The sequence below is a fragment of the Cupriavidus sp. WS genome (genome assembly GCF_000395345.1).
GTDB classification, from domain to species: Bacteria; Pseudomonadota; Gammaproteobacteria; order Burkholderiales; family Burkholderiaceae; genus Cupriavidus; species Cupriavidus basilensis_B.
In genome coordinates this window covers 1-10,531 of record NZ_AQPL01000358.1, presented here as the reverse complement: position 1 = coordinate 10,531, position 10,531 = coordinate 1, and the positions used below count along the sequence as shown (strand labels likewise).

At 70.9% G+C, this 10,531-nt stretch carries 11 protein-coding genes; 1 reads left to right on the top strand and 10 read right to left on the bottom strand.

The genetic code is table 11. The features are described from left to right. Positions 1-290 precede the first annotated feature (290 nt). The 3 genes from lipA to K206_RS0126315 all read right to left on the bottom strand — a co-directional run bounded on the left by lipA (position 291) and on the right by K206_RS0126315 (position 2,646). Positions 291-1,286 carry a lipoyl synthase gene (gene lipA / locus K206_RS0126325; RefSeq protein WP_020205366.1) on the bottom strand — a complete coding sequence of 332 codons (996 nt, stop codon included), beginning with the start codon at positions 1,284-1,286 and terminating at the stop codon, positions 291-293. Between the two features lie 43 nt (positions 1,287-1,329). After that, the gene (lipB, locus tag K206_RS0126320; protein WP_020205365.1) at positions 1,330-2,061 is read right to left on the bottom strand and encodes a lipoyl(octanoyl) transferase LipB; all 732 of its coding nucleotides are present in this window, start codon (positions 2,059-2,061) and stop codon (positions 1,330-1,332) included. A 225-nt stretch (positions 2,062-2,286) separates the two neighbouring features. Continuing rightward, a complete protein-coding gene (locus K206_RS0126315; protein ID WP_029044117.1) occupies positions 2,287-2,646 on the bottom strand; it encodes a DUF2917 domain-containing protein in 360 nt (119 codons plus the stop codon). A gap of 219 nt (positions 2,647-2,865) precedes the next feature. On the opposite strand from K206_RS0126315, the gene K206_RS0126310 reads away from it, so the two are divergent. After that, on the top strand, positions 2,866-3,903 hold the full coding sequence (locus K206_RS0126310) for a transcriptional regulator GcvA (protein ID WP_020205363.1): 1,038 nt from the start codon (positions 2,866-2,868) through the stop codon (positions 3,901-3,903). A 6-nt stretch (positions 3,904-3,909) separates the two neighbouring features. On the opposite strand, the gene K206_RS0126305 is transcribed toward K206_RS0126310, so the two are convergent. The 7 genes from K206_RS0126305 to K206_RS39325 form a co-directional block, all read right to left on the bottom strand. After that, entirely contained in the window at positions 3,910-4,974 is a 1,065-nt protein-coding gene (locus tag K206_RS0126305; RefSeq protein WP_020205362.1) for a tyrosine recombinase XerC, read from the bottom strand. 36 nt (positions 4,975-5,010) lie between these two features. Beyond that, positions 5,011-5,679 (bottom strand): DUF484 family protein, encoded by a 669-nt coding sequence (locus K206_RS0126300; RefSeq protein WP_020205361.1) that lies wholly within the window; start codon positions 5,677-5,679, stop codon positions 5,011-5,013. Between the two features lie 172 nt (positions 5,680-5,851). Continuing rightward, a complete protein-coding gene (locus K206_RS0126295) occupies positions 5,852-6,436 on the bottom strand; it encodes a cytochrome b (RefSeq protein ID WP_369796930.1) in 585 nt (194 codons plus the stop codon). A gap of 212 nt (positions 6,437-6,648) precedes the next feature. Next, positions 6,649-8,010: an LLM class flavin-dependent oxidoreductase gene (locus tag K206_RS0126290; RefSeq protein WP_155888230.1), complete on the bottom strand. Its 1,362-nt coding sequence runs from the start codon at positions 8,008-8,010 to the stop codon at positions 6,649-6,651. A 51-nt stretch (positions 8,011-8,061) separates the two neighbouring features. Further along, positions 8,062-9,135, bottom strand: coding sequence for an ABC transporter ATP-binding protein (locus K206_RS0126285; RefSeq protein ID WP_043367113.1), 1,074 nt, complete (start codon positions 9,133-9,135; stop codon positions 8,062-8,064). Positions 9,136-9,140: 5 nt separating this feature from the next. Next, positions 9,141-9,932 carry an enoyl-CoA hydratase/isomerase family protein gene (locus tag K206_RS39330; RefSeq protein WP_020205357.1) on the bottom strand — a complete coding sequence of 264 codons (792 nt, stop codon included), beginning with the start codon at positions 9,930-9,932 and terminating at the stop codon, positions 9,141-9,143. Continuing rightward, positions 9,929-10,531: acetate--CoA ligase family protein (locus K206_RS39325; RefSeq protein ID WP_043367112.1), on the bottom strand; the 603-nt coding region annotated here is incomplete at its 5' end. The genes K206_RS39325 and K206_RS39330, both read right to left, overlap by 4 nt.

The window sequence follows — 10,531 nt, the reverse complement described above, 5'->3', positions numbered from 1 at the left end:
GAATTTTTTTGCGCCGCCGGGAGGAATCGTGGCGCGCCCGCAACGTTCGGCGTGCTGGCGGCGTGCTGGCGGCGTGCTGGCGACGGGATGCGAGGGGCCGAACGCGGGCCAAAGGCGCGCATGAGAAAGGCGCCGACAAAGAAAAACGGCCGGTGGAAACCGGCCGTTCAGGCTGCTGACGAGATCAGCTTGCTGTCTGCGTTCTGCCCTCTCCCGCGCGCGGGAGAGGGGAGCAGACCTTCGGCTATCGAAGGCTTGCCTGCCCGCGCATCAAGAAAACCGGCGCCGGCTCAGGCGAAGCCGGCCTGATGCGCCTGCTGGTCGGCGTGGTACGAGCTGCGCACCATCGCGCCCACGGCGGCGTGCGTGAAGCCCATCTTGTAGGCCTCGTCCTCGAACATCTTGAAGGTGTCCGGATGCACGTAGCGCATCACCGGCAGGTGGTGGCCCGACGGCGCCAGGTACTGGCCGATGGTCAGCATGTCGATGTCATGGGCGCGCATGTCGCGCATGACTTCGAGGATTTCCTCGTCGGTCTCGCCCAGGCCGACCATCAGGCCGCTCTTGGTGGCCACGGTCGGATTGCGCCGCTTGAACTCCTGCAGCAGCTTGAGCGAGTGCGCGTAGTCGGCGCCCGGGCGGGCCTGCTTGTACAGGCGCGGCACGGTTTCCATGTTGTGGTTCATCACGTCGGGCGGGCCGGACTGGAGGATGTCCAGCGCCTTGTCCAGGCGGCCGCGGAAGTCGGGCACCAGCACTTCGATGCGGGTGGCCGGCGACAGCGCGCGCGTCTGCGTGATGCAGTCGACGAAATGCTGGGCGCCGCCGTCGCGCAGGTCGTCGCGGTCGACGCTGGTGATCACCACGTAGTTCAGGCGCAGCTGCGCGATGGTGCGCGCCAGGTTGCCCGGCTCGTTGGCGTCGAGCGGGTCGGGGCGGCCGTGGCCCACGTCGCAGAACGGGCAGCGGCGCGTGCACTTGTCGCCCATGATCATGAAGGTGGCCGTGCCCTTGCCGAAGCATTCGCCGATGTTCGGGCAGCTCGCCTCTTCGCACACCGTGACCAGGTTGTTGGCGCGCAGCACGTCCTTGATCTCGTAGAAGCGCGAATTGCCGGTGGCCGCCTTGACGCGGATCCACTCGGGTTTCTTGAGCTTCTCGGCCGGCACGATCTTGATGGGGATGCGCGCGGTCTTGTCGGCGGACTTCTGCTTGCGGGTCGGGTCGTACTGCTCCGCCTGGGGTTGCGGGGCTTCGCTGGAAGAGGCGATCAGGGCGTCGCTCATAGTGTTCTCCGCACGCGCGGTGCGTGCATGTTCGGCTGGGTGACTAGTTGGCCAGGGCCGCGGCGGGGTTGGGGCCGGCAGCCACGGCGCGCTCGCGCGCCGCTGCCAGTACGTCGCGCAGCGCCGCCGCGAGGCGCCGCGCGATCTCGGCCTGCTGGGCCGCGCTCACGGGCAGGCGAGGCGCGCCCGCCGCATCGGCCGCCGCGTAGGTGGCGCCCGCGGTGGCCATGTCGACCGTTTCCAGGCCGGCATAGCCGCACGGGTTGATGCGCAGGAAAGGCGCGAGGTCCATCTGCACGTTGAGGCTGACGCCGTGATAGCTGCAGCCGTTGCGGATCTTGAGCCCGAGCGCGGCGATCTTGGCGCCCCGGTGCGGACCTTCGGAAAGGTAGATGCCCGGCGCGCCGGCCTTGCGTTCGGCTGCGAGATTATACGCCGCGAGCGTGTCCAGCACGGCCTGCTCGATCGCATGGACCAGCTCGCGCACCATCAGGTGGCGCCGGCGCAGGTCCAGCAGCAGGTAGGCCACGATCTGGCCCGGACCGTGATAAGTGATTTGCCCGCCACGGTCGATGCGCACCACGGGAATCGCCTCGTCGGGCGCCAGCAGGTGCGCCGGGTCGCCGGCCTGGCCGAGCGTGTAGACCGGGGGATGCTCCACCAGCCAGATCTGGTCGGGGGTTTCGGCGGTGCGGGCGGCGGTGTAGGCGCGCATCGCGTCGAAACAGGGCTGGTAGTCCTGGCGGCCCTGCTCGATGACTTGGATCGCTTGCATCCCGGCAGTTTAACGAAAATACGAAAAAGGGGCGGCCGCCACGGGCGCCGCCCCTTCCCGCTGCCGGGTCTTGCGGCGGGTCTTGCCGCGGGTCTTGCCACCGGGTCTTGCCGCGGGCCAGGTCAGGCCGGCCCGCCGTCCCGGGTGTCGCGCGAGTGCACCAGCCGCAGGTGGCCGCGCGCGCGGCCGGGCGGGGCGTCTTCCGCCCCGCCCGGGTGCCGCGGGTCAGGAAGCCGTGATCTGGTCCTGGTTGGGCGTCCATTCGGTCCCTCGAACCAGGCGCCGCGCCATGCGCGCCACCAGGTGCGCCACGTTGGCGGCCGGCCGGCGGGCCTCGGCGATCAGGGCCAGGCGCACCGGCCCGGCGGCGCGCGGATCGATGCTCAGGACGATCTCGTCGCCGCGCTCGAGCAGCATGCTGCCGCCGCAGCGCAGCCAGTGGTCCTCGGAGTCGCCTTCGCGGGTGACCCACAGGTCGATGCCGGCGGCCTCTTCCACGCGCAGGCGCTGGGCGACGTGGATGGAAAGCGAGGTGACTTCGCCCGGGCTCAGGGTGAACAGGGTCGTTGTGAGCAATGTTTTCATGTTGGGCATCCTTCACTGACATCGGCGCCTCTGCGTCCCCGCCGGCCCGGAATGGGCGGCCGCGTCGTGCGCTTGCCCGTCGGGCGCAGCGTCTGCTTCAGCGGAACTGGTGCGGGGTGGAGTACCGATGCATTGCATTCTAGTGATTGCCGAAGCCCTTCCAAAACGATATATTTTCCCGGTTCTTGTTAGAGAAACTCACATAAGGCGAGGCCGGTCATGGCGTTGAAGCGAGCTTGGGAGAATGATCTGCCGCGCGGCTGGCACCGCGAGCTGCCGCGCCTGCCGGCGCTGACCGCGCTGCGCGCGTTCGAGGCCGCGGCCCGCCACGAGAGCTTTTCGCGCGCGGCCACCGAGCTGTTCGTCACCCACGGCGCGGTCAGCCACCAGATCCGCGCGCTCGAGGAAGAGCTCGGGCAGCCGCTGTTCGAGCGCAACGGCAAGCGCGTGAGCCTCACGCCGGGCGGGCGCGCCTACGCCATGCGCGTGCGCGAGGCGCTGCTGGAGATCGCCGACGCGACCCGCGCGCTGCAGGCCGGCAACCGCGACAAGCGCCTCACCATCAGCACCATGCCCTCGTTCGCGGCGCGCTGGCTCACGCCGCGCATCGGCAGCTTCATCGAGCAGCATCCCGAGCTGGACGTGGAGCTGCTGTCGTCCAACAGCCTGGTCGATTTCACGCGCGAGGAGGTGGACATCGCGCTGCGCATGGGCAGCGGCGACTATCCCGGCCTGTACGTGGAAAAGCTGCTCGACGACGTGTTCTTCCCGGTCTGCAGCCCGGCCTTCAACGGCGGCAGGCTGCCGGCGCGCCCGCGCGACATGGCCGGCATGCCGCTGCTGCGCGGCGAAGGCGACCCGTGGAAACCGTGGTTCGACGCGGCCGGCCTGGACTGGCCCGAGCCGCGCAAGGGCCTGCTGCTGGAGGATTCCTCGCTGTTGCTGCAGGCCGCCGCCGCCGGCCAGGGCATCGCGCTGATCCGCTCCTCGCTGGCCTACAACGACCTGCTGTCGGGGCGCGTGGTGCGGCTGTTCGACGTCAGCATCACGTGCCCGTGGCTGCTCTACTTCGTGTGTTCGCCCGGCATGCTCGAGGCGCCCAAGGTGAAGGCCTTCCGCGCGTGGCTGCTGCCGGAGATGGAAGCGTTCCGCGCCATCCTGGCGCAGTGGGGAGACAAGGCGGACAAAGCGGCGGACAAGGCAGCGGACAAGACGGCGGACAAGGCCGGCACCAGGGACAAGACCGACGCGCCCTAGCCGCGCTCAGCCGCCGCCCGGTTCCGCGTCCGCGTCGGGATCGGCGGAAGCGGCCGGCGCGGGCGCGGCCTGTGCCCTGCCCGCGCGCGGATGCGCCTTGTCGTAGACCTTGGCCAGGTGCTGGAAATCGAGCGCGGTGTAGATCTGCGTGGTGGCCACGCTGGCGTGGCCCAGCATTTCCTGCACCGCGCGCAGGTCGCCAGAGGACTGCAGCACGTGGGTGGCGAACGAATGCCGCAGCATGTGCGGATGCACGTCGGCCGGCACGCCGGCGCGGATGGCCTGCTGCTTGATGCGCAGCTGCACCGTGCGCGCCGGCAGGCGCCGCCCGCGCGGGTTCAGGAACAGCGCATGCGCGTCCTCCGGCGGCGCGCCCGGGCGCAGCATCTGCGCGCGCACCGCCAGCCACGCGCGCAGCGCCTCCATCGCCTTGCTGCCGACCGGCACCGTGCGCCGGCGCGAGCCCTTGCCGATCACCGTGACCTCGGCGCCGTCCATGTCGATCCAGCCGGCCGAGCGGTATTCGCCGTCCTCGGCGTAGCGCTGGTCGAGCTGCACCAGCTCGGACAAGCGCAGGCCGCTGGAATAGAACAGCTCATGGACGGCGCGGTCGCGCACGTCCTCCGCGCCCTCGCCGCCCTGGTACGAGACCAGCGCCACCGCGTGCTCCACCGACAGCGCCTTGGGCAGCCGGTGGCCCGACCTCGGCGCGCGCACGCCGTCGACCGGGTTGGCCTGCACGCCGAGGCCGTGGCGCGCCGCCCACAGGTAGAAGCCGCGCCACGCCGACAGCGTGCGCGCGATGCTGGTGCCGGCCAGCCCGCCGCCGTGCAGGCGCGCGGCAAAGCCGCGGATATGATGGTTCTGCAGCGACAGCAGCGCGCAGCCGGGCGCGAAGCGCTGCGCGTATTCCTGCAGCACGGAGAGATCGCGGCCGTAGCTGGAAAGCGTGTGGGCCGCCAGCTTGCGCCCGCTGGCCAGCCATTCGAGATAGCGCAGCACCAGCGGGTCCGGCGCCGGCTTCGCGGCCGGCGGCGCGATGGCCGCCCCGGGCGCGGACTTGCGCGTCACGGCGCGGCTCCGGTGCGCTCGCGGGACATGGCGGCGTCAGTCGCGCAGGCGGTTGAGCGCGGCGCCCGCCACCTCGCCGATCTGCGCGAGGTAGGCGGTGCCCATGCCTTCATGGAAGCGCCGCGCCTCGGGCGAGCCCAGCACCAGCAGGCCGAACGCCGCGCCGAGCGTGCCCGGCTCGCGCGATGGCACGCGCAGCGTCACCATCGCCAGCGAGGCGATGTCGTCGCGCTCCAGCCAGGCCGCTGCCTCGAAGCCGCTGTTGGGCCCGCAGTACGGCGCGCGCAGGCCCTCGGCGAACAGGCGCACGTCCTCGCTCACGCCCTGCGTGACCTCCATGTGCGCGTAGCCTTCGGCCACGTGCCACAGCTTGAGCGCCACCACGGGCACCTCGAACACCTGCTGCAGGCCGTCCTGCACCGCATACGGCAGCGCGTGCGAATCCACCTCGGCCAGCAGGCGCAACTGCCACGCATGCATGCGCTGCTGCGTGCGGTCGTTGTCGTGGCCGTGGCGCACCAGGTCCGCCAGCTTCAGCTCCAGGCCCTTGTTCTTCTCGCGCAGGATTTCCATCTGGCGCTCCTGCAGCGACACCGCGCGGTGGCTGTGCGGGCTGGTGAGCTGCACGGAGGCCAGCAGCTCGGCGTGGTCTTCGAAGAACTGGGGATTGGTCTGCAGGAAAGTGACGACGTCTTGGGCGTTCATTGGCTTCAACCGGGATGTTTGGCAGGCAGTGTAGCAAACACAAAGCCGGCCAACCCGGGCGCATGCCGAATTCCGGGCGCCCGCCCGGAGCAGGCGCGGCGGGCCGCGCCGGTGCGCCGCGCCGCGCGGGACCGGATCGCGCGCGCGGTCGCGCGTGCGGCGGGCCGCGCCGCTAGCCCTTGCTCCCCGGCATCATGGCCGCCATGACCGAATCCTTATCGATGAAGCGGTGTTTGAGCGCGGCCAGGACATGCCCGGCGACCAGCGCGCCGCAGCACCACGCGGTCAGGACGTGGACCGTCCCGGCCAGGTCCTGCCGGGCCGCGTCGGGCGCCGCCAGCGGCGGCAGCGGCAGCAGGCCGAGGAACTGCACGGCGCGGCCCGACACCGAGCTCCAGTACCAGCCCGACAGCGGCAGCGCGATCAGGGCCACGGCATAGAGAACGAAATGCCCGAGGTGGGCCGCGCGCTGCATCGGCATGCTCATGCTGGCCGGCATGGCGGGCGCCGGATGCGTGAGCCGCCATGCCACGCGGATCACGATCAGGAACAGCAGGCTGGTGGCGACGGCCTTGTGCAGCGCGGTCAGGCCATGCTGCGGATTCAGCGCGGGCACGTGGGCGGCCACCATGCCGATGCCCCAGCTTGCCAGCCATATCAGCGCCATCAGCCAGTGGAGCGCCTGCGCGGTGCGGGTATAGGCCCCGCCGGTGCGGGCCAGTTGCGGTTTGGTGTGTCTGGTCTTCAAGCTGTCCACTCTCCCGGGATGCCGCGGCCGCCGGCAAACCCGGCGCAAGCGGCGCATCCGGTGAAAGTACCGCGGCGCGGCGGCTTGAGGAATCAGACCATTCGCAATCTGCGTCGCGGGCGGACCAGTCCTTGACGCACGTCAATGCCCACCACAGGACGACGGGACGACAGGGCCGCGGGGCCGCGCGCATCGGCCGCCCCGCCCCCGCGCGCCGCCGCTCAGGCTTCGGCCTGCGCCGCGTAGCGGCTGGCCGGCCGCGCCAGGCCGAGGTTGTCGCGCAGGGTCTTGCCCTCGTATTCGGTGCGAAACAGGCCGCGCTCCTGCAGGACGGGAATGACTTCGGCGACGAATTCGTCGAGGCCGTCGGGCAGGTACGGCGGCTGGATCAGGAAGCCGTCGACGCCGTAGGCTTCGAACCAGGCCTGCATCTCGTCGGCGATCTGCGCGCCGGTGCCGATCACCGTGCGCTGGCCGCGCGCGCCGGCGAAGCGCTCGTAGAGCTGGCGGATGGTCAGGTTCTCGTTGCGCGCCCAGCCCAGCACGTTCTTGAACTGGGTCTGCCCGCCTTCGGTGTGCATGGTGTCGAGCTCGGCCGGCAGCGGGCCGTCCGGATCGCAGCCCGACAGGTCATAGCCGCCCAGCGCGTTCGACAGGACCTCGAAGCCCACGTCGGGATGGATCAGCGATTGCAGGTACTCGTGCTTTTCCTGCGCTTCCCGGGTCGTGCGGCCGACCACCGGGTTGAGCCCCGGCATGATCTTGAGCTGGTCCGGCGTGCGCCCGAACCTGGCCATGCGGCTCTTGACGTCCTGGTAGAACGACTGCGCGGCATCGAGCGTGTGCAGCGGCGTGAACACCGCCTCGCACAGCCGCGCGGCCAGTTCGCGCCCCGGCGGCGAGCCGCCGGCCTGGAACAGCACCGGATGGCCCTGCGGCGGGCGCGCGGCGTTGAGCGGCCCCCTGACCGAGAAGAACTCGCCCTCGTGGCCGAGCGTGTGGACCTTGTCCGGGTCGAAGTAGCGGCCGCTGGCGCGGTCGCGCACGAAGGCGTCGTCGTCCCAGCTATCCCACAGGCCGAGCACCACTTCGGCGAACTCCACGGCGCGGCCGTAGCGCTCGTCGTGCGCGTAGTCCACGCGGCCGAAGTTCGCCGCCGCCGCCGCGCCGCCCGACGTGACCACGTTCCAGCCGGCCCGGCCGCCGCTGATGTGGTCGAGCGAGGCATAGGCGCGGGCCACGTTGTAGGGCGCGCTGTAGCTGGTCGACGCGGTGGCCACCAGCCCCAGGTGCTCGGTCACGGCGGCGATCGCCGACAGCAGCGTGAGCGGCTCGAAGTAGACGGCGTACTGCGGCCAGCGGCTGAGCGCTTCCCGCGAGGCATCGCGCACGGCCAGGCTGTCGGCCAGGAACATCAGGTCGAACTTGCCGCGCTCGGCGGTCTGCGCCAGCTTGACGTAATGCTGGAAGTTGGTGCCGGCGTCGATCTGCGAGCCGGGGTGCATCCACGCGGCCACATGATGGCCCGTGGGATGGAAGAAGGCGCCCAGCTTCATCTGGTCTGGGCGTTGGTTCGAACGCATGGAGATCCTCTTGGTGGTTTCGTAGTTGTACCCGGCGAGCGGGCGGTTGTCTCAGTGGGTCGCCGCCGGCGGAATCGGCCAGGTGCTCTCCGGGGTCCACCACAGCGGAATCGAGGCGCCCTCGCCGGCCGAGGCCAGCGCGGACACCGGCGCGCGCACGCGCAGCTCGCGCCCGCCGTACTGGGCGATCACCAGCAGGCCCGAGCCCATGTTCAGCACGCTGCTGACCCGCGCCACCAGCGTGTTCGCCACCGCGCCCTCGGGCGGCTGGCCGATGTGGATGTCCTCCGGCCGCACCAGCAGGCAGGCCTGGCCCGACCGGTCCGCCGCCAGCGGCCGCGACGCGCGGACCGTGAAGCCGCCCTCGGCCAGCAGCTCGCCGGGCGACGCGCCGGGCCGGCCGTCGAAGATGTTGCTGTCGCCGATGAAGGTGGCCGCGAAGCGGCTGGCCGGATGCGCGTACACGTCCAGCGGCGTGCCGACCTGCTCGATGCGCCCGTGGTTGAACACCACGATGCGGTCGGACAGCGTCATGGCCTCGCTCTGGTCGTGGGTCACGTAGAGCGTGGTGATGCCGACCTGCTGGTGGATGCGCCGCAGCTCGATCTGCATCTGCTCGCGCATGTTCTTGTCGAGCGCGCTGAGCGGCTCGTCGAGCAGCAGCAGCTTGGGCTCGTAGACCAGCGCGCGCGCCAGCGCCACGCGCTGCTGCTGCCCGCCGGAGAGCTGCTTGGGCTTGCGGTCCGCCTTGTCGGCCAGCCCGACCAGGGCCAGCACGCGCTTGACGGCCGCGTCGATGGCGGCGGCCGGGCGCCGCCGCACCTTGAGCGGGAAGGCCACGTTCTCGGCAATGCTCAGGTGCGGGAACAGCGCATAGCTCTGGAACACCATGCCGATGTCGCGCCGGTTGGAGGGCACGTTCTCGACATGCTGGCCGCCGAGCAGGATGCTGCCTTCGCTCGGTTCCTCGAAACCAGCGATCATCATCAGCGTGGAAGTCTTGCCGGAGCCGCTGGGGCCGAGCAGACTGACGAACTCGCCGTCCTGCACTTCCAGCGCGGCATCGATCACGGCCTGCACCGCGCCGTAGCGCTTCGATACGCCTACTAGCTGCAAATGTGACATCGGATTCAGTTCCTTAATAATTCGTCGCGATAGCGGATGTATTCCTTGAAGCCGCGCTGCGCGACCCCGGCCTGGTAGGCCGCGCGGGCGCGCGAGTCCGGCTCGTAGAGCGGGATGATTTCCTCGCAGCCCGCGCGCAGCGCGTCGAGGAAGCCGGCGATCTCCATGCCGCCGTTGATCGAGCGCTTGAGCGCGGCGGCGCCGTCCGGATGCAGATGGGCGAGCGGGCGCACCGCGTCGAGCACGGCCTCGGCGAATCCTTCGTCGGGCAGCACCTCCGTCACCATGCCCCACGCCAGCGCGGTGCGGGCATCGAGGTTCTTGCCGTAGAACAGCAGCTGCTTGGCGCGGCGGATGCCGACCACCCACGGCAGGATGGTGACGGACGCCGGGTTCCAGTAGCGGATCTCCGGCTCGCCGAAGACCGAGCGCTCCGACGCGAAGATGAAGTCGCACAGGTTGGCGAGGATGCAGCCGGCGCCCAGCGCGTAGCCGTCCACCGCCGCCACCACCGGCTTGCGCGCGTGCCACACGGCCAGGAAGCTCTCCAGGTTGGCGCGCAGCCGCGCGCCGGCCTCGCCCGCGGCGCCGCCCGCGGTCATGTCGAAGCCGGTGGAAAACGCGCGCCCGGTGCCGCGGATGACGATGGCCGCGACGGACCGGTCCAGGTCCGCGGCGCGGACCCGCGCCGCCATCTCGGCCAGCATGCCCGCATCGAGCGCATTGAGCTTGTGGGGCTTGTTGAGCGTGAGGACGAGCAGCGGCCCCCGCGTTTCGGCAAGGAGGGTATCGGTCATGAGCGGGGCGCGCCGGTTGCGATCAGCGCGTCGAGAATCACGGGTTGGTCGGCCCCGGCCACCAGCCGCACGGGGTTGAGTTCGATCAGCGACAGCCGCCCGGCCGCCGCCACGTAGAGGTCGCCGATGGTCTCGGCCAGGCGCGCGAGCGCGGCGACGCCGCCGAACAGGTCGCCGGAACGGCTCGCCAGGAAGCGGCCGATGGCGCTGTCGGCCAGCCGCGCTGCCACCTCGCCTGCGCGCGGCGGCAGCGGCACGGCGACGACGTCGCGCACCACCTCCAGCAGGAAGCCGCCCAGGCCGATCACCAGCATCGGGCCGCATTCGGGATCGGTGCTGGCCGCCACGAACAGGTCGATGCCGGCCGCGGTCATGCCTTCGACCAGCAGCGGCGCGTCGACGCATTGCGGGAAGTGCCGCGCCAGCCGGTCGCGCATCAGCGCGGCGGCGCGCTCAACCGCGCCGGCATCGGCGAGGTCGAGCTGCAGCAGGCCGTAGGGCGTGCGGTGCGGGATGCGGTCGTCGATGACCTTGAGCGCGACCGGAAAGCCGATCTCGCCGGCGATGGCGGCCGGCGCGTCGCCGGCGCCCGCCAGCGC

What these genes read in the sequence shown, in the direction of transcription:
- lipA (WP_020205366.1), bottom strand. Translation starts at nt 1,286, where the DNA reads ATGAGCGACGCCCTGATCGCCTCTTCCAGCGAAGCCCCGCAACCCCAG.
- lipB (WP_020205365.1), bottom strand. Translation starts at nt 2,061, where the DNA reads ATGCAAGCGATCCAAGTCATCGAGCAGGGCCGCCAGGACTACCAGCCC.
- K206_RS0126315 (WP_029044117.1), bottom strand. Translation starts at nt 2,646, where the DNA reads ATGAAAACATTGCTCACAACGACCCTGTTCACCCTGAGCCCGGGCGAA.
- K206_RS0126310 (WP_020205363.1), top strand. Translation starts at nt 2,866, where the DNA reads ATGGCGTTGAAGCGAGCTTGGGAGAATGATCTGCCGCGCGGCTGGCAC.
- K206_RS0126300 (WP_020205361.1), bottom strand. Translation starts at nt 5,679, where the DNA reads ATGAACGCCCAAGACGTCGTCACTTTCCTGCAGACCAATCCCCAGTTC.
- K206_RS0126290 (WP_155888230.1), bottom strand. Translation starts at nt 8,010, where the DNA reads ATGCGTTCGAACCAACGCCCAGACCAGATGAAGCTGGGCGCCTTCTTC.
- K206_RS0126285 (WP_043367113.1), bottom strand. Translation starts at nt 9,135, where the DNA reads ATGTCACATTTGCAGCTAGTAGGCGTATCGAAGCGCTACGGCGCGGTG.
- K206_RS39330 (WP_020205357.1), bottom strand. Translation starts at nt 9,932, where the DNA reads ATGACCGATACCCTCCTTGCCGAAACGCGGGGGCCGCTGCTCGTCCTC.